Origin of the sequence: Alkalicoccus chagannorensis DSM 18086 (genome assembly GCF_000429725.1) — a bacterium.
In the GTDB taxonomy this organism is placed as follows: domain Bacteria; phylum Bacillota; class Bacilli; order Bacillales; family Salisediminibacteriaceae; genus Alkalicoccus; species Alkalicoccus chagannorensis.
This window is the reverse complement of the sequence record NZ_AUCK01000014.1, coordinates 72,054-92,303: the sequence shown is the minus strand read 5'-3', so window position 1 is coordinate 92,303 and position 20,250 is coordinate 72,054. Positions and strand designations below refer to the sequence as shown.

The following is a 20,250-nucleotide window of genomic DNA, read 5'->3' as shown; positions in this document are numbered from 1 at the left end:
GCTGTTCTACTGTTCTGTCGTTTCTCTTCCTTCGCGGATAATTTTCATCGGGTTTCCTCCGACAAACGCACCCGGGGGAACATCTTTATGCACCAGGGTCGCCGCAGAGACGACCGCGCCATCCCCGATTGTGACTCCCGGAAGGATGGTCGCATTGGCGCCGATCATTACATTATCGCCGATGTTCACTCGTCCGAGACGATACTCATCGATGAGGTACTCATGCGCCAGGATCGTCGTATTGTACCCGATGACGGAGTTCTTACCAATCGAGATTTTCTCGGGAAACATTACATCCATCATGACCATCAGCGCCACCGCCGCCCGGGGACCGACGTCCATGCCGAGCAGCCTCCGGTACAGCATGTTTTTCACCGGCAGAAACGGCATGTAGCGCGCGACCTGTATGACAATGAAATTTCTCACGACTTTCAGAAAGGGCACCGTGCGGTACACGTGCCAGAGCGAGTTTGCCGTTTTTACTGGATAGCGGTCCGTTCGTCTCGGCATGGTTCTCCTCCTCAGCTTCCGGACGGCTGCCGCAGATAGCCAAGCAGGTCCGGCATCGTTTCAAGCATAACGTCCGGAGCAAAACGCTCCAGGTGTTCGCGACCTTTGATGGACCATGCCACCCCGGCTGCGTAGGCTCCTGCATTTTTCCCGGCGAGAATATCATGCTCGCTGTCTCCGATCATGATGGCCTTTTCCGCCTGTCGACCAAGTTTGTGCAGCGCCTGATCCACTGGTTCCGGGTCCGGTTTCCAGCGCGTAACATCATCCAGCGCGACGACCACCGGAAAGTACTTCTCCATGTTCATCAACTGCAGTCCTTTTCGTGCGGTGTCGTGGCGTTTCGTCGTGACAACCGCCATCGCATAGCCTTCCTCATGCAGCTTCTCCAGCGTATGATCCACGCCATGATACGCCCGTACAAGATCATCGTGATGTTCGTGGTTGAAACGGCGGTATACCTCGATCATTTCTTCGACGTGATCCGGATTCAGGCGCTCGAATGTTTCCGAGAGCGGCGGTCCGATGAAACCTGCGATGTCCTGCCTCGTGTACGTTCCCGGGAAATAGGCATCCAGCGTGTGCTGAAACGACGTCACGATGAGATCCATCGTATCAATGAGGGTGCCATCCAGATCGAAGAGCACCGTATCTATGTTTTTCATGCATCCACTTCCTTTCTACGAGGTGCCCGATCAGGCTGCCTCTGCATCGTCTTTTTGTTTCTGTTCTACTTTCTTCCATACTACTGCAACAGCGATGGTCAGAAGAACGGCTGTCGTAAACCGGACCAGCAGCAGCGGCAGCAGCGGAACCCCGAGCGGGGCGAAAATCAGCGTGTCCTCGATCACCGCGTGGCAGGCAACGAGGAAAATAAAAACAAGGTATAAATCTTTTTTATCCACGCCATCTTCTTTTGCTGCCTGAATCATGACCCCCGCCCCGTAGGCAAGACCGAAAAGCAGCCCGGAAGCAAGGGTCGTGGACGTATTCGGCTTGACGCCGAGAAGCTTTGTCATCGGCGTCATCCACCGAGAGAAAACCGGCAGCCAGCGCAGATCTTTCATCATCTGAACGAAGAGCATGATCGGAATCACGATCGCGGCCAGCTGCAGAATACCAATCACGGCACTCTCCACGCCGTACTGCAGAATCGGCAGCAGCCCTTCGACCTCTGCCGGCCTGGCAGGAACAAATCCATAGCTTGCTTGTTCGCTGCCGCCCTGCCACAGCAGGTGGATCAGCCAGGCAGAGACAAGCGCGAGACCAATCCGGACAGCAAGGACGACACTGATTTTCAATCCAATCTGCTTCGCTACAGCAGACTCAACGAACAAATTATGGGAGAAAGACAGCATCACAGCGAGGATGAAAACTTCTTTTACGGTGAATTCCATCGTCAGCATCGCCCCGATGGCCGCGTACAGATTCAGAAAATTCCCGAGGACGAGCGGCAGTGCCGCTTCCCCGGGAAGGCCGATCCAGCTCATCATCGGTGCAAGCAGCTGCGTCAGCCAGTCCATCACGGCCGTCTGGCTGAGCATGGTGACGATCAGCGTGATGGGAAAGATGATTTTCCCTAGTTTCCAGGTCGTCTGCAGGCCGACGAGAAGCCCCTGCTTCAGCGTCGGCAGCATCCGTTTAATCATCCAGATATCTCTTTTCTGCCAGGCCTGCGCTGCGGCGGTACCAGATCAGCACGGCCCCGCCGACAATGACGAGGATGGAGACCACCTGTGCGGTCCGGAATGTACCGAAGAGGAGCAGGTAGTCAGTGCGGATCCCTTCGATGAAGAGGCGCCCGAGCGAATAGTACATGGCGTACGTGATAAACATTTCACCCCGTCGGAGATTGACCCGCCTCAGATAAAGCAGGAGCGCCACCCCGAGCAGATTCCAAATCGACTCGTACAGAAACGTCGGGTGATAGTAGGCCCCGTTAATGAACATTTGATCGATAATAAAGTCCGGGAGCAGCAGTCCTTCCAGAAAGCTGCGGGACACTTCACCGCCGTACACTTCCTGGTTCATGAAGTTGCCCCAGCGGCCGATGGCCTGACCGAGCAGAATACTCGGAGCGGTAATGTCGGCTACCTTCCAGAAAGAAACTCCGCGGCGCCGGCAGAACCAGAGCGCTGTCAGGACAGCGCCGATCAAGCCTCCGTGGATGGCGAGACCGCCTTCCCAGACAGCCACCGCGGATAACGGGTTGTCCGCAAACTGCTCCCAGCGGAAAATAACATAGTAAAGCCTGGCGCCGATAATCGCCGCCGGCAGGGCGAACAGCAGCAAGTCTGCCAGGAAGTCATCCGGCAGCCCGCGCTTTTTCGCCTCGTGATTCGCCAGCAGGTACCCGAGAAACGCTCCGAGACCAATTAAAATCCCGTACCAGAATACGGTGATGGGTCCGATTTCGAACGCAATCGGGTCCAGTGGCTGTGTCTGCAAAATCATCATCATTTCATCCCTTCTTCAAGCGTGTTACACGTCATGATCGTGATCGCCCTCTTCAATGACCGACGTGAGCCGCTCGGAAAACTGCTCGGCCGCGTTGATTCCCATCCGCTTCAACCGGAAATTCATGGCCGCAACTTCAATAATGACGGCGAGGTTCCGTCCCGGTCTGACCGGAACGGTGATTTTCGGCAGATCGGTATCGAACACCTGCAGATGATCTTCATCGAGTCCGAGGCGGTCGTACTGCTTCTTCTGGTCCCAGGCTTCCAGATCGATGGAGAGGCCGATCCGTTTTTCGTTGCGGACGGACCCCGCACCGAACAGCGTCATCACATTGATAATGCCAAGACCGCGGATTTCGAGCAGGTGCCGGATCAACTCCGGGGACCTGCCTACGAGTACGCCGTCCTGCTCCTGCCGGATTTCCACTGAGTCATCCGCTACCAGCCGGTGTCCGCGGCGAACCAGGTCTAGTGCTGTTTCACTCTTCCCGACGCCGCTGGAACCGGTGATCAGCACCCCGATGCCGTATATATCAATAAGCACACCGTGGAGCGCTGTCATCGGAGCGAGCTTGCTCTCGAGATACATCATGAGCTTGGAACTGAGCCGGGTGGTGGTGATATCGGTGGAAAACACCGGCACCCCGACCTCATTTGCTGCTTCCTTCAGGACATCCGGTGCTTCCATGTCCCGTGACAGGATAATCGCAGGGGTATCGTATGTACAAAGGCGCATCATGCGATCCTGTTTGTGGTCTTCTGACAACTGTTCAAAGAAGGACAGTTCGGTTTTCCCGAGCAGCTGGATCCGCTTCGCCGGATAGTACGTGAAATAGCCGGCCATTTCCATGCCTGGACGGGAAATATCCGACGTCGTGATCGGCCGGTACGTGACGGACTCTTCATCGTTTACCAGCGTCAGATGAAATTGTTCGAGCAGGTCTTTTGCTGTTACTTCTGCCATGAGGAGGGCCCCTTTCTTCTTTCACTTTCCTGCTGTCTATTGTAGCATATGTTATTTCCGCAGGGGCAGATGGAGTTTACCGGATCAGGCGCCTTGTGCAGACGCACGGGCGCCTCCCTGTGCTGCGATCAAAAGCGCCCAGCTCCTTTTGGTCGGAACGGCGTGCATCGTCGCTGCAGGCTTTTCAAGGGAAGAACAAGTTTTTCGTTCTTCCCGCGCAGCATACGATGCCGCTGTCCTCTTGTATGAAAGCTTATACATTCCTATCCCGCAAAAAAATCCTCCCCTTCCCTGACCGGGAAGAAGAGGACGTCTGTTTCAGCTGCTGCGCCCGGCGCAAGGCACCGGGAAGATCCGTTCATGCCGCGGCTGCAGGAAGTCAGCTGTCTCTATTGAAAATCGGATCGACGATGAAGTTCGTGATGACCGCGTTCAGCGCTGCAAAGATGACCGCAGCGAGAACGGCGATCCAGAAGCCGTCAATGACAAAAGCATCGCCCATAAACCAGGCCGTCAGCAGCAGCGTCAACGCATTGATGACGAACAGGAACAGCCCTAGGGACAGGATCGTCGCAGGCAGGGTCAGCACGACCAGGATCGGTTTGACGATCGTATTCACCACGCCAAGTATGAGACTCGCCAGCAGCGCCATCCCGAATCCGCTCAGTTCAATGCTTTGAAACAAATTGGCCAGAATCAAGAGAATGACCGCATTGACGACGAGCTGTATCAGCCATTTCATGGTTCGTTCACTTCCGTATCATTCGGCATCAGAACGATGCCTGCTGCGTAAAGCAGCAGCACAGCCGCGGAAAATGGGATGAGCAGGATGACACTGACAATTCGCACCACCGTCGGGTCCACGTTGAAATACTCTCCGAGGCCGCCGCAGACTCCTCCCAGTTTACGGTCCCTCGTTGTTCTCGTCAGACGCTTCATGGTTCTCTGCCTCCTTTAACATAGCCTGATTATTTAATATGAACAGAACCGGTTGCCGCTTCTGCTTCGATATAGAAATGACCGTCGCCCTGCTTGTTCGCCAGGAAGGTCATCCGCTTGTTCGCAAAGTCTTTCTTTTCTTCAATGATGGACAAATTCGGCAGCTGGGCATGGATCGCGCCGACCGTTGTTTTGATATCCGCTTCGGTCTTGACCCCTTCCGGGACGGCGATGTGAATGCTGCCGGTCGTCGTCTTCACGTATGCTTTCGACTGGGACGCTTCAGCCAGACGGAAATGGACGGTTCCGTTGACAGACTCTGCGTGAATGTTCCCTCTGCCTGCATCGACATTGATGGTTCCATTCATTGTTTTCAGCGTGCCGTCCAGCGAATTGAGGCGGCGCACGTGAATCGGACCATTGAACGTCTCAATGTGAGCTTCCTTGGCATCCACCTGATCCAGCGAAATTTTTCCGTTGACGGCCTTCGCTTTCAGGTAATGTACCGGCAGGTTGTCTCCGCTGATCTTCCCGTTGAACGTATAAAGCTGCACCCGGTCGACGTCATTGGTCGGGAAGTAGACGATCGTGTTGACTTTCATCGACTTTTTCCGGGACTCCAACTGCAGCTTTCCATTGGAGAAACTGAACTGCGCATCCTGAAGAAATTCCCGGCGGGCCGTTTCCTCATCCCGAACGCGGTAGACCTGCACCTGACACTCAATTCGGATATCGTTTTCCTCCCACGGCCGCAGTTCTATACTGCCGTTTTCAATATGGAGGTCCACTTCCCGCAGCAGGACATCCTTATGCTGGAAGACGTGCTCGATCCGCTGGGACGGCCCGAAGTTCCAGTCAAAATCAGCATCTTTCACGCGCTTCACGGCGTCATCGACGAATTCTGAAAAACGGGAGGCAAACGACGTCATCTTTTCTTCCGCGCGGCGGTCCCAGCCGCTGGCACCTTCGGTAAACGGCGGCGGCAGCGGTTCCTCTCGATGCTGCGAGCCGGCAGAAGCGGACTCCTGCTGCTCTTCTTCCTGCGCTTTCTCGTCTTCTTTCAATGATTCGAGCAGGCGCATTCCTTCCTCTGCGGAAATTTTCCCGTCCTCGATCATCTTCAGTATCATTTTGCGTTCTTCCTGCATGCTGTAACGCCCCTTTCTCCTGTATCAGCTTCCTATATGCTAATGCTACGGTTTAAATCAGGAAAAGTTTCATCCATGCTGTGCTTTCGCTGTTCTTGCTTCCAACTGTTTTTCCATTCGTTCCCGTTCCCGTGCCAGAATCGGTTTCAGAAAGCGTCCGGTATGGGAAGCGTCGATGTCCGCCACCGTTTCCGGCGTGCCTTCTGCAACGAGGCCGCCGCCTTTATCGCCGCCCTCTGGACCGAGGTCGATGACATGGTCAACCGTCTTGATGACATCGAGGTTATGCTCGATGACGAGTACGGTATCCCCGTTCTCCACAAGCCGCTGCAGCACCTGCATGAGCCGGGCAATATCCGCCACGTGGAGTCCGGTCGTAGGTTCATCGAGAATATAAAACGTCTTGCCTGTGGAACGGCGGTGCAGCTGGGATGCCAGCTTGACCCGCTGTGCTTCCCCTCCGGAGAGGGTGGTTGCCGGCTGGCCGAGCTTGATGTAGCCGAGTCCGACATCCTTTAAGGTCTGTATTTTCCGCTTGATCCTCGGAATGTTCTCAAAGTAATCCAGTGCTTCGTCCACCGTCATCGCCAGAACGTCAGCGATGTTTTCCCCTTTATACGTGACGTCGAGTGTCTCCCGGTTGTAGCGCTTCCCGTCACACTCTTCGCAGGGAACGTACACATCTGGAAGAAAGTGCATCTCGATTTTAATAATTCCGTCTCCGCGGCAGGCTTCACATCGTCCACCTTTCACGTTGAAGCTGAAGCGCCCTTTTTTGTAGCCGCGGACCTTCGCTTCATTCGTCATCGCGAAAACATCCCGGATATCATCGAACACGCCGGTATAAGTGGCCGGATTCGAACGCGGCGTCCGGCCGATCGGCGACTGGTCAATGTCCACGACTTTCTCCAGATGCTCAATCCCCTTAATCTTTTTCACGCTGCCCGGCTTCTCTTTCGCCGTCGTCAGCTTCTGTGCCAGCGCTTTATGAAGAATGTCATTGATGAGGGTTGATTTTCCAGAACCGGAAACCCCCGTCACGGCAACGAGCAGTCCGAGCGGAATTGAAACGGACAGGTCTTTCAAGTTGTTTTCCGAAGCCCCTTCAATACGCAGCTTCCGCTTATCCGGTTTCCGTCGCTCCTGCGGCAGCGGAATGAATTTTTCTCCGGATAAATAGCTCCCGGTGACCGATGCTTCGTTGTCCATCACTTCTTCGGGTGTACCGACCGCACAGATTTCGCCGCCGTGGACACCCGCTCCCGGTCCGACATCAATCAGATGATCGGCTGCGAGCATCGTATCTTCATCGTGTTCGACGACAATCAACGTATTACCAAGATCCCGCATCCGCTCCAGCGTCCGAATCAGCCGGTGATTGTCCCGCTGATGCAGGCCGATCGAAGGTTCATCCAAAATGTAGAGCACGCCCATCAGCGCTGAGCCGATTTGCGTGGCAAGCCGGATCCGCTGAGCTTCTCCGCCGGAAAGGGTTCCAGCAGCCCGGGACATCGTTAAATACTCCAGCCCGACGCTCAGAAGAAATCCGAGTCTTTCTTCTATTTCCCGCAGAATCATCCGCGCAATCGTCATATCTTTCTCAGAAAGCTCCAGCTGTTCAAAAAACGTCTGCGCCTCTTTGATGGCCATATCCGTCACTTCACCGATATGAAGGCCGTCAATCTTCACCGCCAGCGGTTCCGGCGCCAGCCTGTTTCCGTGACAGGAAGGGCAGGCCTTCTGCGTCATGTACTGCTCCATCTGCTCCCGGATATAGTCCGACCCGGTCTCGTGGTAGCGCCGGGAAATGTTCTGCAGCACGCCTTCGAAATAGAGATGCTTCTCCCGCACCCGACCGAATTCATTTTCGTACCGAAAGTGAATCTTTTCACGGCCGCTGCCGTTTAAGATAATGTTCTTTTCCTTCTTCGTGAGCTTTTTATACGGCTTCGTCATATCGATATTGTAATGCTCGCACACGCTGGCCAGCAGGGAGGGATAGTACTGGGAGCTCGTCGGCTTCCACGCTGCAACAGCGTGGTTCTCCAATGACAGCGAGTCGTCAGGGATGACGAGATCGACATCTACTTCGAGTTTATGGCCGATGCCGTCACACTGGCTGCACGCCCCGAATGGACTGTTGAAGGAAAACATCCGCGGCTCCAGCTCGCCGATGGAAAATCCACAGTGCGGGCAGGCATGATGCTGGTTGAAGAGCAGTTCGTCCCCATCAATCACATCGATTTTCACCATGCCGCCGCCGAGATCGAGCGCCGTCTCGAGCGAGTCGACGAGACGGGATTCAATCCCATCCTTCACCGCGATCCGGTCGACAACCACGTCAATGTCATGCTTTTTGTTTTTGTCCAGCTCGATCTCCTCTGCGGCTTCACGCATCTCACCATTGACCCGGAGCCGAACAAATCCCTGCTTCTTCATGTCATCGAGCGTCTTCTGATGCGTCCCTTTCCTTCCGGATACGACCGGCGCGAGAATCTGCATCTTCGTCCGCGCCTCAAACGCCATGAGCTGATCGGTTATCTGCTGGACCGTCTGGGAGGATATTTCAATCCCATGCTCCGGACAGATCGGCTTCCCGACCCGGGCAAACAACAGCCGCAGATAATCGTAAATTTCCGTGACCGTGCCAACCGTCGAGCGCGGGTTTTTAGAAGTCGTTTTCTGATCGATCGAAATCGCCGGCGAAAGCCCTTCAATCGAATCGACATCCGGCTTGTCCATCTGACCGAGGAACTGCCGCGCATAAGCAGACAGCGACTCGACATAACGGCGCTGGCCTTCCGCATAAATCGTATCGAACGCGAGCGACGACTTCCCGGACCCCGAGAGTCCTGTCATCACCACCAGCTTATCCCTGGGAATCGTGACATCAACATCCTTCAGATTGTGAGAACGCGCGCCTTTAACTACTATATTCTCCAATGCCATTCCAGCATCATCCTTCCGCCTTCAATTCTAAAATCACGTCACGAAGCTCTGCCGCACGCTCGAAATCGAGGTCCTTTGCTGCCTGCTTCATCTCCAGCTCCATTCGCTCGATCACTTTGACCCGTTCCTGTTTCGACATGTTTCCGGAGAACGCCTTCTCCACCGCTTCGTACGTTTCTTCCTCTTCCGCTGCAAAAGTAGCCTGGATGAGCTCCGGAATCGCCTTCTGTATCGTCTGCGGCGTAATGCCGTGTTTGTCGTTATACTCCTTCTGGATCGTACGGCGGCGTTTCGTTTCTTCCATCGCCGTTTCCATGGAGCGCGTGATTTTGTCCGCATACATGACGACATGGCCGTTCGCATTCCGCGCGGCACGTCCCATCGTCTGGATCAGAGAACGTTCTGCCCGGAGAAATCCTTCTTTGTCCGCATCGAGAATCGCCACGAGCGACACTTCGGGAATATCAAGCCCTTCCCGCAGCAGGTTGATCCCGACCAGCACGTCGTATTTCCCCTGACGGAGCTCCCGGATAATCTCGATCCGCTCGAGCGTTTTAATATCAGAGTGCAGGTACTGCACTTTCACACCAACTTCTTTCAGGTAATTCGTCAGATCCTCCGCCATTTTCTTCGTGAGCGTCGTGACGAGTACACGCTCCTGCCGCTCGCGGCGCAGGCGCACTTCTTCAATCAGATCATCAATCTGTCCTTCAATCGGCCGCACATCAATCGTCGGATCGAGCAGCCCTGTCGGACGGATGATCTGTTCCACCATCTCCGGTGTTTTATCGAGCTCATACGGTCCCGGTGTCGCTGAGACGAAGACGATCTGGCTGATGTGATGTTCGAATTCTTCAAACGTCAGCGGCCGGTTATCTTTCGCGGAGGGCAGGCGGAACCCGTGGTCGACGAGGACATTTTTTCTCGCCTGGTCCCCATTGTACATCCCCCGCACCTGTGGCAGCGTCACATGGGACTCATCCACGACGATGAGGGAATCCTCCGGAAAATAATCCATGAGCGTATACGGGGTTGCGCCGGCTTCCCGGAACGTGAGATGACGGGAATAGTTCTCGATCCCGGAGCAGTAGCCGAGCTCCTGCATCATCTCAATATCGTACCGCGTCCGCTGTTCGAGGCGCTGTGCTTCCAATACGCGTCCGTTATCATGAAATTGCTTGAGCGTCTTTTCCAATTCCGCCTCGATGTTCACAATCGCTTTTTTCAGCTTCTCTTCCCGCGTGACGAAGTGGGAAGCCGGAAAGACGGCCGCATGTTCGCGCTCGCCCAGTACTTCGCCGGTGAGGGCATCGACTTCGGTAATCCGGTCGATCTCGTCTCCGAAAAATTCCACCCGCAGACAGTGTTCGTCACGGGAAGCAGGAAATATTTCGACAACATCACCGCGCACACGGAACGTTCCGCGCGTAAAGTTAATGTCATTGCGCTCATACTGCACGTCGACGAGCTGCCGCAGCAGGTCATTCCGCTCCCGCTCCATCCCGGTCCGCAGGGAGACGACAAGATCTCGGTACTCTTCCGGCGACCCAAGCCCGTAAATGCAGGAAACACTCGCGACGATGATGACGTCCTGACGTTCAAACAGCGCACTCGTTGCCGAGTGGCGCAGTTTATCGATCTCATCATTAATACTCGCATCTTTTTCAATAAATGTATCGGACTGCGGAATGTAAGCTTCCGGCTGATAATAGTCGTAGTAGCTGACAAAGTACTCCACCCGGTTCTCGGGGAAGTATTCTTTGAACTCGCTGTAAAGCTGGCCCGCCAGCGTTTTATTATGTGCAATCACCAGCGTCGGCTTGTTCACTTCCTTTATCACGTTTGACATCGTGAATGTTTTTCCTGTCCCGGTCGCACCGAGCAGTGTCTGGTAAGTACGGCCTTCCTGTATACCCGCTGTCAGAGCCTCAATGGCTTGAGGCTGATCCCCGGAAGGGCTGTATTTCGACTGGAGCTGAAATGGGACTGCTTCGGTCACTTGAACCATCCTTTCGTGCGTTTCTTCTATTCATATACCCGTTCTGCTCTCGACCTTATCATTATAGCATCACTTTTCTTGCAAAGCGAACATACGCTCCCTGAGAAGCACGTTGTTCTGTCTGCTTCAGAATAAGGAGACAACGCCCGCCTTGTCCTGTAGAAAAAGCAACAGGCTGACCTTCTGCTGTCTGCACCTACTGGCGTATACTTGGCGTGTAGAACAGGTTCCGGTTGCGGCAGATGGATGAGAAACAGGGAGCAGGGAAAGCTGTTTTTACTGGTTGTAACATAAATGTTGGGAGATAGGTTCATGTCCGTGGAATCTGTACTTCCGTTTCAGACGGACGCCTGCCAAGGGGCTGTCCTCAACCATTCTCCTGCGGGGAGGATATTCGGACGGCACTTGATCCCCCCGGCGCCGCTTTTTTATTTTCAAAGCTCTGTTCTTGTTTATTGTTGATAATGACAGAAAACGCCGCTGCAACTCGGCAGGCTTGCCGTGGAGGAAATCTCCAGCTTCCTCGGTCTTACGCCCTGCGGGATCTTCCGATCTCCTTCTTCCACAGGCGTCCGCCGGTCTTCGCTGCGTCCTTCTGAAAGAAAAGAAACTTTTATGAAACGGAGCAAGCCCAGGCTCTTTTTCGAGACGCCTGCGGATAAAGAAAGCGTGAAGATCCTCCCGGAGGTAAGGGAGGGAGAACGGAAGGATGTCTCCGCGGCAAGCGAAGAAAAAAGAGCCGCAGGCGTACTTTTGCTATAACAACACTAGGCTTTAACAGCGCCATTTCCAAAGAGAATCATGGGCCATATGAAAAGCGTCTGAGCGTACCTGCGCCTGTTCAACATGTGAAGGAGAACCTCTTTGTTGTATTAGGATGATTTTTCCATATTTGAAAGAACGCCTCCTGCCGGCATGAGGCAGAAGGCGTTGCGTATACGTTATTCATCGCTGCTTCTATCACGGCGTCGCCGCTTGGGCGCATGTTCTTCCATGAAGGCCTTCATGCCGGCCGCCTGACCGTAGACCAGCTCAGAATCACCGCTTTCCTGCCGGCCGGCCTCTTCCTCGGCCGCCGGAGTGTCGTCCGTTTCCTCATCGGAGCCCAGACGGCGCCGATCTTCATGAATGACCGTAGAAGACCGCAGCCCTCTTCTGGAGAGCGGCTGGTCTTCATTGTCCGGAAGAAATAAACATCCAGCCAGATAGTGATCGTGTTCATAGCGGGAAGCCTGGAGCATCCGCTTTTCCCCCTGATAATCGAGCACTTCGAGCTTCACATAAGTGGCCTGCTCCTGCATAATCCGGTAGAAATCACGCTGCGTCCGAATAAATTTCCCGTTCACGCGAAGGACGACTTCCCCTGTTTCCATACCGAGTTTCTCCGCAGTCGTCCCTGGGATAATCCCCATCAGAACCAGCCCTTTGTTGCGGGGGACATAAACACCGGCCCGGGTACGCTCCCCGGATTCAAACATGGAGAACAGCAGCTCTCTGCCGGCAAGCACAACGCCGGCGAGCACGAGCACGACAATTGGATAAAACCAGCCTGCAGCAAGCAGCACGCCGGCGGACAGAAGCAGCAGCGTCATTCTTCCGGTCAGCCGCCGCTTGGCCGACAGCGGAGTATCGCCGCGGACCGATGCATCGATGCCGAGTACAAGCGGGAGCAGCACAAAGCCGAAACCGCCTGCTTCCAGCAGCGGCCAGGCGCCTGTACCGGACATGCCGCCGACCGGGTACAGCGCGAAGGCGGGCATGATCCACATACGCCGCAGCAGCTGTTCCCCAACCACCTTTCCACGCGGACTTCTCGTCAGAGACGGGGATGGATGCCTCGCCCCATCCATTGCAAGCAGCACCGTCTCGAGAAAGAGCAGTGTTACCAGAAGCACGCCGAGGCTGAACAGGTCGGTTTCCTGGAGCAGGGCCAGCTGGTCATCCAGCCACACTGTCCCAGTTCCTCCGCCCGGCAGCATCGGCAGGATCAGGATCACGACGGAGGTCGTCACGGTGAAGCTGAATGCACGGAGACGACGGAAAGGCAGCTGAAGCAGCCAGATAACGGTCATCATCAGCAGCAGCGCAGAAGACAGTGTCACCCCGGTTCCGACAAGCAGAATCGAAGCAGCCGCCCCTGCCCCCAGACCAAAGGCGGCCTGTGTCAGCAGAACGGTAATCCCGTCGTGGGCCCGTGTATGAAAATGTCGTCGTTCTCTGCGGATTCCTGCAAAAATGGCGAGCAGGAAAACCGCAGCAGCAATATATGTAAGCGGATGTAAAAAGAACCGGCCGGCACCCAGCAGCAGTTCCTGCATCATTTCTCCCAAAGCAGAACCCCTCCAGACTATCTATTCAAACGCAAGGCGCACGTTGCAGCATACATGCTGTACATCGCCGTTCCTCGTCGCATCATATCGGACAAGTGCTCCATATTTCGAAGGGAGCGGACGATGCCGCCACCTCTATCGATGAAAACGGACATTTCCTGTTCATACAAGATAAATGCTTCTCTATTCATTTTATCTCAAATATACGAAAAGAAAAGACTTATTCAACAATTTTCCTGCTGATATCGCACTCCTTAGCCTATTTCCCGTCCAGCGGCTGCAGTCAAACCGTTCTCTCTGTTCGTCACACGGAGAAAGCTCCCTGTTTGCACGGCGGGGAGTGCCGCTGTACGTTCTGAAGCGGCGTCTTCTTGTATGAAAACTTGGTTCTCATTCACATGTATTTTAGAACCTAAAACTGCTACCTTCCTATAATTTAAAAAACCGCGCCAGATATGCCTGGCGCGGTTCGTCCGGAACGAGCCTCCACTCTGAGGAGGCCCTGCCGGAATCCGTTATTCATCGTCTCCAGTCAGTGCATCGAGGGCACGCTGGAATTGTTCATCTTCTTCTTGATCCTGAACGGCGTCGATGACTCTCTCCTGGAGCCGGTCCGCAGTCTCTTCCTCAATGATTCCATCCGCCTCGAGGGATTCATCCTCCTGGAACGATATCACAGCCTCTTCCGTCGATGCGTCAAAGTAACCGTCCGTCCGGTCCACGCTGTAGCCGAGTCCATCCAGCATGATCTGGGCGTTCTCAATATGCTCATTCAGCATATCCAGTTCCAGGGCTTCTTCAGCATCCACGGGCGCTGTATAAAAGTACTCCGGCTGTTCGACTTCCATCGTCGGCTGGACGCCTTCTTCGTCAATGTCATTGCCGTATGCAGTCAGCCAGCGGAACAGCGTCAGCTTCAGCTGACTGCCATCTCCCATCGGCATGGTCTGCTGCACCGTCCCTTTCCCGAAGGTCGGAAGGCCGATCAGCTCAGCACCAGCCGTTTCGTTAACGGCTGCAGCAAGAATTTCCGAAGCAGAGGCACTGCCTTCGTTAATCAGCACAGCCATCGGATACTCTTTATCCTCTTCCAGGCTGGACACGTGACGCATCACGTCCCCATCGCTGTCTTCAATCTGCACGACCGGCTCCCCGCCGGGTACAATTAAGTCTCCAATATCCTCGACACTCTGCAGATAGCCGCCCGGATTACCGCGTACGTCCATCAGCAGACCATCAATGCCTTCTTCTTCGAGTGCCTGCAGTTCTTCTTCAAAACGTTCCGCCGTGTTTTCCGAGAACGAACGAAGCTCCAGGACACCAATAGTATTTCCTTCGTGTTCAACAATGTCGCTGTAGACGGTCTCGATTGGAATTTCATCGCGCACCACATCGACATCCATGGCATCCGAGCTGCCGGGACGGTCAATCGTCAGCGTCACGGTCGAGCCTTTTTCTCCACGGATTTTCAGAACAGCGTCGGTAAGGGACAAGCCTTCAATGTCCTCCCCATCGACTTCCATGATCTGATCGTTCGGACGCAGCCCGGCATCCTCTGCCGGGGAATCACGGAAAGGTGCCACGATGGTCACCTGGCCGTTTTCCATACTCACTTCGGCGCCAATGCCTTCGAACGAAGAATCCAGTGATTCCATAAACTCTGCTGCCGTCGACTCGTTCATATATTCAGAGTAGGGATCATCCAGCTGCTCGATCATGCCGGTAAGTGCCCCTTCCACTAGATCTTCTTCTTCCATGTCATTAATATATGTGCTTTGAATCATCTGCATCGCTTGATTGATCTTATCCATTGAGGCATTCTCATCCGCGCTTTCTGCTTCTTCCTGCGCGTCAGCTTCCGATGATCCTGCCTCGTTCTCGACGCCTGCATGTTCCTGCTGTTCGGGTTGTGCAGTATCCGACATTGTCATCCATGTGTACGTCCCTGCTGCTCCCAGCAGCAGAGCCAGGACGAAAACGACCGGTATGAATACCTTGTTTGTCATTAGTCCACCCCACTTTAATATCTCTTCCCCGTAAAGCGTAAAGCTGCTTACTTATCGTTATCATAACAGACTTTGACTGCCGGGAAAAAGCAGGCGTGTCCCATCACATAAAATTTGAAGCTTTCGGTCTATGGCAGATATGGATTCGGGTTCACCGCAGAACTGCCTCCGCTGTATCCGCCTGGATGTACTTCAAAATGAAGATGGACTCCTGTGGAAACCCCGGTTGTGCCCATTTCGGCAATGACTTCCCCGCGTTCCACCCGGTCTCCCGCCGACACATCCATGGACGCGAGGTGCGCATAAAGCGTGGTGTACTCCTGGCCGCCGATCCGGTGCGAAATCAGGACGGTGTTACCGAATCCGCTCATTCTGGAAGCCGAGATGACCGTGCCGCTCTCCGCAGCATAGATATTCAATCCGCCGTCTCTGCCGTAATCGATCCCCCGGTGCGGTCTAACATCCCCATGAATCGGATGCACACGCTCCGGATTAAAGTCGGAGGTGACTCGTCCATCGGCCGGTCGGTGAAGCACCGGCCCGGCGGTTGTCTCAGAAACATCAGCAGCGCCTGCAGCTTCAGCTTCGGCCGCCTCTTCAACGCGCTCTGCCTCTTCAGCAGCTTCTCTCGCACGGCGCTCCTGTTCTTCCTGGCGCCGCTGTTCCTCCAGCCGCCGCTCTTCTTCCAGACGTTCCTGTTCTTCTTCCCAGTCTGTCAGCTCCTGTCTGGCTGCGTCCTCCTGTGCAGCAAGCAGTTCCCGTTCTTCTTCGAGGCTGAGGAGGTTTTCCTCAAGCATGTATCCTTGTTCATTCAGTTCTTCCAGAAGCACCTGCTTCTCTTCCGTCTGCCGCTCCAAGTCAGCCTGAAGCACTTCCAGCTCTTCTTTCTGCTTCTCCAGCTCTGCCAGCTGATTTTCCAGCGCGGCACGGTGGTCTTCCAGCGAATCCATATCTTCAATGTGAGCATCAATGACTCGGCGGTCCTGCTCGGCAATGTTGTGCAGAATCGAGAGGCGCTCAATCAGATCACCGAAACTCTTCGCCCCGAGAATGACTTCAATGTAGTTCACTCCACCGCTCTGGTGCATCGAACGGACTCGTTCCCGCAGCTGTTCATCCCTGTTCTCGATCGTATCTTCCAGCTGAAGGATGTCGCTTCGGAGCTCGTCCGCGCTGTTCGTCGTGGCTTCGATGTCGGATTCCTGTTCCTGAATCTCATGGCCGGTGTGGATCATGTCGTCATCGATGTCCCTGATTTCGTCCTCTACACCTGCCATTTCTTCTTCCAGTTCACGCAGTTCTTCTTCTGTGCTTTCCGCTTCCTGTTCCGTCTGATACTGTTCGTCCTGATACCGCTCAATGTCACGTTCCAGCTCATCTCCCGTATTTTCAGCCGATACCGCTGTCGTCAACATCAATAGAAATGCCAGGAACATGATGATAAACACCTTCACACTGCCGCCTCCTTTTGACTTATTTCCCGGGAAATAATTGATCATGTTTTAAGAAACTTGCGTACGCTCATAAGGCTGCCCCAGACACCAACGACGGCCCCGACGCTGACAAGCAGCAGCGCCGTCTGCCATAGAAGCGATTCCGGCGGCAGGAACGTGAAAAATTCCAGCTGCGCTGCTCCGGAAACGGCGTCATAAAACCGTTGATAGCCGTATGTCAAAAGCACAATCGGCAGCAGAGACCCGAGTACACCAAGAAGCAGGCCTTCGATAAAAAACGGCCAGCGGATGAAAGCGTTGGTCGCGCCGACCAGCTTCATGATCTGAATTTCTTTCTTCCTTGCGATGATTGTCAGCTTGATGGTATTGGCTATGAGAAAGACGGCGGTAAAAAGCAGTCCGAGAATCAGAATCAGGCCGACGACCCGGACGAAATCCGTGGCAGCAAACAGCTGTTCAAATACCTGCTGGCCGTATTCTGTATTATCGACCATGTCCATCCGGTCGATCTCTTCCGCTACCTGCTCTGTCTGCTGCGGTTCGGAAGCCTGAACAACAAACACATCATTGAGCGGGTTTTCCTCCCGGAGGTTTTCAAAGTACTCCGCTTCATCTCCCATCCCATCGATGAATGTATCGAGTCCTTCTTCCCTCGGTATGTAGTCGACCGCTTCGACGGCCGTCAACGAGGAGATGTCGTCCCCAAGATCGTCCTGATCAGACGCTTCTGCTTCCCGGTCAACGAAGACCCGAATTTCTACATCCGCTTCCAGTTCATCCGCGAAGTGGTTGATGTTTAAAATCAGCATGAGAAAAGCACCGACCACGAGCAGCATCACCGTCACGGCACTGACAGAAGCAAAGGTCATCCAGCCGCTCCTCACAAGGTTACGGCTGCCTTCTCTTGCGTGGCGGGTAAAGGTTCTAGCTTTCATAGCGGTACCCCCCGCGCACGTCATCTCTCGAAATGCGGCCGTTGTCGATCGCGATCACCCGTTTACGCATCGTATTGACGATATCCTTATTGTGCGTTGCCATTAAAATGGTCGTCCCACGGTCATTGATTTCTTCAAGCAGGTGCATGATCTCCCAGGACGTCTCAGGGTCCAGGTTCCCCGTCGGCTCATCGCAGATAACCACACTTGGGTTATTGACGATGGCACGTGCGATAGACACCCGCTGCTGTTCCCCGCCGGAAAGTTCATGCGGCAGAAACCGCGCTTTATTCTTCAGCCGGACGATGTCCAGCACATCCATGACGCTGCGGCGGATCGTGCTTTTACCGGCTTCAAGTACTTCCATTGCAAAAGCAATGTTCTCAAACACGGTCATCGACGGCAGCAGTTTGAAATCCTGAAAAACGACGCCGATGCTGCGCCGAAGAAGCGGAATCTGGCTCTCTTTCATGGTCGCCAGGTTCCAGTTCCCGACCATGATATCCCCTTGTGTCGGTTGTTCTTCACGGTAGATCATCTTTATAAATGTCGATTTGCCGGCCCCGCTTGCACCGACAATATAAACGAACTCACCCTGTTTAATATGTATGGAGATCCCGTTGACTGCCGACACGCCGTTTGGATACATTTTCCACACGTCGTGCATTTGAATCATGTCCATCCCACCTGACTGTTCATCTTCCGTTCACCGGATTTTTCCTGTCCCTGCATTATTATACCATGCAAACGACTGAATAAAAGAGCCCCCTTCTTACAATTCCATTGCAGACGGACACCGTGTAGCGCCTTTCGGTCTGAACGGCGTGTACCGCGCAGTTCGCGAGCAGGAATCGGCTTTATGTTCTTCCGTCGCAGCCTCCTGCAGATGCCTGTTCCTGCAGGAGGAATCGCCGCCGCTCCTGATCAGCAGCGGAGTGATACGCTGTGGAACACAAAATAAGCTCCCTTTACACGTCTCGTCGTAAAAGGAGCTGTTTTACCCTCATGCTGCTGCGTTCCGCATTAGTTCTGGTCTTCTACCCATGCAGCTACGTCTTCTGCATCTTCGCCTTCAACGAGGTCTGCCGGCATGCTGCCAGGACCTTCCTGAATGGCGCTGAGTACTTCATCAAAAGAGTATCCATCGAGAGCTGGGCCTGTTCCGCCGTCGAGGTTTTCCCCGTGGCACGATGCACATTCACCCATGTACATTTCTTCCCCGTTTGCGAGGTCATAGCTGTCGTCTGCGGCTTCGTTGTTGGTGTTGTTGTTGGCGTTGTTGTCTGCCGGATCGTCCGCCGGGTCGTTGTTTCCGTTATCCCCGCAGGCTGCCAGCAGCAGCGCAGTACCAAAAAGTCCTGCTGCGATTTTTTTCATGTGTTTACCTCCCTGCCGAAGCATGTTTTCACAGGATATGTAGAGTCCTGTTTTTCTAGTATAACCTATTTATCGTAATTTGAAACCTTCTCCAAGTACCTCCGATGTGTCTGATACGATGACAAATGCCTCCGGATCAATAGTCTGAACGACTTGTTTCAATTTTGTGACCTCGTTTCTGCTCACGACACACATCAGCACCGGCCTCTCATGATTCGTATAGCCGCCGAAGCCGGCCAGCTTCGTCACACCCCGGTCCACGCGCGTCAGCAGCCCTTGTTTCACTACTTCTTCCTGGGAAGAAATGATCAGTACCATTTTGGAATAACCAAAACCAATCTGCACGACGTCTATCGTCTTGCCGGTGACAAACAGCGCAATCAGTGCATAGAGGGCGAATTCCAGTCCGAACACAAAGGCGGACGTGGTGACGATCAAGCCGTCGATAATAAACACACAGCCGCCGAGCGTCATGCCTGTGTATTTATGGATAATCTGCGCAGCAAGATCCGTCCCCCCTGTAGAAGAATGAGACCGGAAGACGATCCCGAGACCGATTCCTACGCCAACACCACCCATGATCGAGGCAAGAAGAGGATCTGTTGTTCCAGGCTCCCAGTGCTGCGTTAAATACACAACGTATGGAAGAAAGATCGTGCCTGCAAGTGTTTTCGCCCCATAGGTGAAACTCCCCGTCAGGCTGCCCCCTAGCAGAAAGACGCCCGCGGCGAACAGAGGAATGTTCAGTGCCCACTGCGTATAGGCCGGTACGAAGCCGAACATCTCCAGAAACAGCGTGGAAACACCCGCCACGCCGCCGGAAGCTATCTGATTCGGGAGCAGAAACAAATTGAACGTCACGGCAACAATCGCTGCTCCGACCAGCACATGCGCAAACTCCCACGTGATTCTTTTTGCCGGCGTCATCATCACGGCGGTTCCCCGCCGCTGTTGTTTTTTCATCAAATGATCTCCCCCTCTGACAAAAGCGCCCGTATTTGTCGGAACGGCGTACGGCGTCCCAGCAGGTTTTTCGTTCGTCCCTCCTGCTCGCGACGCCGCTCTCTTCTATAAAAGAAACAGCGACCCCTCCGACCGGTCCGCTAAAATCCTTGGTCAGTATATCACCGGGTTGGGGGAATGTAAACGCAGTCTGAGCACCGCTTCACCGTGGCAGAGC

17 protein-coding genes are annotated in these 20,250 nt (G+C 54.2%); all 17 read right to left on the bottom strand.

The window, feature by feature from the left end; translation table 11 throughout:
• Positions 1 to 6 precede the first annotated feature (6 nt).
• Positions 7 to 510, bottom strand: a complete 504-nt coding sequence (locus tag G477_RS0109350) for an acyltransferase (RefSeq protein WP_026697731.1) — start codon at positions 508 to 510, stop codon at positions 7 to 9.
• Positions 511 to 521: 11 nt separating this feature from the next.
• Positions 522 to 1,175, bottom strand: a complete 654-nt coding sequence (ppaX, locus tag G477_RS0109345) for a pyrophosphatase PpaX (protein ID WP_026697730.1) — start codon at positions 1,173 to 1,175, stop codon at positions 522 to 524.
• Positions 1,176 to 1,205: 30 nt separating this feature from the next.
• Positions 1,206 to 2,159, bottom strand: a complete 954-nt coding sequence (locus tag G477_RS0109340) for a nucleoside recognition domain-containing protein (protein WP_245575453.1) — start codon at positions 2,157 to 2,159, stop codon at positions 1,206 to 1,208.
• Positions 2,152 to 2,964 (bottom strand): prolipoprotein diacylglyceryl transferase, encoded by an 813-nt coding sequence (gene lgt, locus G477_RS0109335; RefSeq protein WP_026697728.1) that lies wholly within the window; start codon positions 2,962 to 2,964, stop codon positions 2,152 to 2,154. The genes G477_RS0109340 and lgt overlap by 8 nt, the downstream gene beginning before the upstream one ends.
• A 27-nt stretch (positions 2,965 to 2,991) precedes the next feature.
• The gene (gene hprK / locus G477_RS0109330) at positions 2,992 to 3,933 is read right to left on the bottom strand and encodes an HPr(Ser) kinase/phosphatase (protein WP_026697727.1); all 942 of its coding nucleotides are present in this window, start codon (positions 3,931 to 3,933) and stop codon (positions 2,992 to 2,994) included.
• 379 nt (positions 3,934 to 4,312) lie between these two features.
• Positions 4,313 to 4,675: a phage holin family protein gene (locus G477_RS0109325; protein ID WP_026697726.1), complete on the bottom strand. Its 363-nt coding sequence runs from the start codon at positions 4,673 to 4,675 to the stop codon at positions 4,313 to 4,315.
• Positions 4,672 to 4,872: a PspC domain-containing protein gene (locus tag G477_RS0109320; protein ID WP_026697725.1), complete on the bottom strand. Its 201-nt coding sequence runs from the start codon at positions 4,870 to 4,872 to the stop codon at positions 4,672 to 4,674. The genes G477_RS0109325 and G477_RS0109320 overlap by 4 nt, the downstream gene beginning before the upstream one ends.
• A gap of 29 nt (positions 4,873 to 4,901) precedes the next feature.
• Positions 4,902 to 6,020 carry a DUF4097 family beta strand repeat-containing protein gene (locus tag G477_RS0109315; protein WP_026697724.1) on the bottom strand — a complete coding sequence of 373 codons (1,119 nt, stop codon included), beginning with the start codon at positions 6,018 to 6,020 and terminating at the stop codon, positions 4,902 to 4,904.
• A gap of 69 nt (positions 6,021 to 6,089) precedes the next feature.
• On the bottom strand, positions 6,090 to 8,969 hold the full coding sequence (uvrA, locus tag G477_RS0109310; protein WP_026697723.1) for an excinuclease ABC subunit UvrA: 2,880 nt from the start codon (positions 8,967 to 8,969) through the stop codon (positions 6,090 to 6,092).
• Positions 8,970 to 8,976: 7 nt separating this feature from the next.
• Positions 8,977 to 10,968 carry an excinuclease ABC subunit UvrB gene (gene uvrB, locus G477_RS0109305; RefSeq protein ID WP_415783265.1) on the bottom strand — a complete coding sequence of 664 codons (1,992 nt, stop codon included), beginning with the start codon at positions 10,966 to 10,968 and terminating at the stop codon, positions 8,977 to 8,979.
• A gap of 941 nt (positions 10,969 to 11,909) precedes the next feature.
• The gene (locus tag G477_RS0109295) at positions 11,910 to 13,298 is read right to left on the bottom strand and encodes a PDZ domain-containing protein (RefSeq protein ID WP_026697720.1); all 1,389 of its coding nucleotides are present in this window, start codon (positions 13,296 to 13,298) and stop codon (positions 11,910 to 11,912) included.
• A 515-nt stretch (positions 13,299 to 13,813) separates the two neighbouring features.
• Positions 13,814 to 15,304, bottom strand: a complete 1,491-nt coding sequence (locus G477_RS0109290) for a S41 family peptidase (protein ID WP_026697719.1) — start codon at positions 15,302 to 15,304, stop codon at positions 13,814 to 13,816.
• 128 nt (positions 15,305 to 15,432) lie between these two features.
• Complete coding sequence (locus G477_RS0109285) at positions 15,433 to 16,758, bottom strand: murein hydrolase activator EnvC family protein (RefSeq protein ID WP_026697718.1); 1,326 nt, start codon at positions 16,756 to 16,758, stop codon at positions 15,433 to 15,435.
• Positions 16,759 to 16,799: 41 nt separating this feature from the next.
• Positions 16,800 to 17,693 (bottom strand): permease-like cell division protein FtsX, encoded by an 894-nt coding sequence (ftsX, locus tag G477_RS0109280; RefSeq protein ID WP_026697717.1) that lies wholly within the window; start codon positions 17,691 to 17,693, stop codon positions 16,800 to 16,802.
• The gene (ftsE, locus tag G477_RS0109275) at positions 17,683 to 18,369 is read right to left on the bottom strand and encodes a cell division ATP-binding protein FtsE (RefSeq protein WP_026697716.1); all 687 of its coding nucleotides are present in this window, start codon (positions 18,367 to 18,369) and stop codon (positions 17,683 to 17,685) included. The genes ftsX and ftsE overlap by 11 nt, the downstream gene beginning before the upstream one ends.
• Positions 18,370 to 18,716: 347 nt before the next feature.
• The gene (locus G477_RS0109265; RefSeq protein ID WP_026697715.1) at positions 18,717 to 19,070 is read right to left on the bottom strand and encodes a c-type cytochrome; all 354 of its coding nucleotides are present in this window, start codon (positions 19,068 to 19,070) and stop codon (positions 18,717 to 18,719) included.
• Between the two features lie 69 nt (positions 19,071 to 19,139).
• Positions 19,140 to 19,997, bottom strand: coding sequence for a YitT family protein (locus G477_RS0109260; protein WP_415783267.1), 858 nt, complete (start codon positions 19,995 to 19,997; stop codon positions 19,140 to 19,142).
• Between the last annotated feature and the right edge of the window lie 253 nt (positions 19,998 to 20,250).

Coding starts and splice junctions, on each gene's coding strand:
- G477_RS0109260 (WP_415783267.1), bottom strand. CDS start 19,997: ATGACGCCGGCAAAAAGAATCACGTGGGAGTTTGCGCATGTGCTGGTC.
- G477_RS0109265 (WP_026697715.1), bottom strand. CDS start 19,070: ATGAAAAAAATCGCAGCAGGACTTTTTGGTACTGCGCTGCTGCTGGCA.
- G477_RS0109320 (WP_026697725.1), bottom strand. CDS start 4,872: ATGAAGCGTCTGACGAGAACAACGAGGGACCGTAAACTGGGAGGAGTC.
- hprK (WP_026697727.1), bottom strand. CDS start 3,933: ATGGCAGAAGTAACAGCAAAAGACCTGCTCGAACAATTTCATCTGACG.
- G477_RS0109315 (WP_026697724.1), bottom strand. CDS start 6,020: ATGCAGGAAGAACGCAAAATGATACTGAAGATGATCGAGGACGGGAAA.
- lgt (WP_026697728.1), bottom strand. CDS start 2,964: ATGATTTTGCAGACACAGCCACTGGACCCGATTGCGTTCGAAATCGGA.
- uvrA (WP_026697723.1), bottom strand. CDS start 8,969: ATGGCATTGGAGAATATAGTAGTTAAAGGCGCGCGTTCTCACAATCTG.
- G477_RS0109290 (WP_026697719.1), bottom strand. CDS start 15,304: ATGACAAACAAGGTATTCATACCGGTCGTTTTCGTCCTGGCTCTGCTG.
- G477_RS0109340 (WP_245575453.1), bottom strand. CDS start 2,159: ATGATTAAACGGATGCTGCCGACGCTGAAGCAGGGGCTTCTCGTCGGC.
- ftsE (WP_026697716.1), bottom strand. CDS start 18,369: ATGATTCAAATGCACGACGTGTGGAAAATGTATCCAAACGGCGTGTCG.
- G477_RS0109325 (WP_026697726.1), bottom strand. CDS start 4,675: ATGAAATGGCTGATACAGCTCGTCGTCAATGCGGTCATTCTCTTGATT.
- G477_RS0109350 (WP_026697731.1), bottom strand. CDS start 510: ATGCCGAGACGAACGGACCGCTATCCAGTAAAAACGGCAAACTCGCTC.
- ppaX (WP_026697730.1), bottom strand. CDS start 1,175: ATGAAAAACATAGATACGGTGCTCTTCGATCTGGATGGCACCCTCATT.
- ftsX (WP_026697717.1), bottom strand. CDS start 17,693: ATGAAAGCTAGAACCTTTACCCGCCACGCAAGAGAAGGCAGCCGTAAC.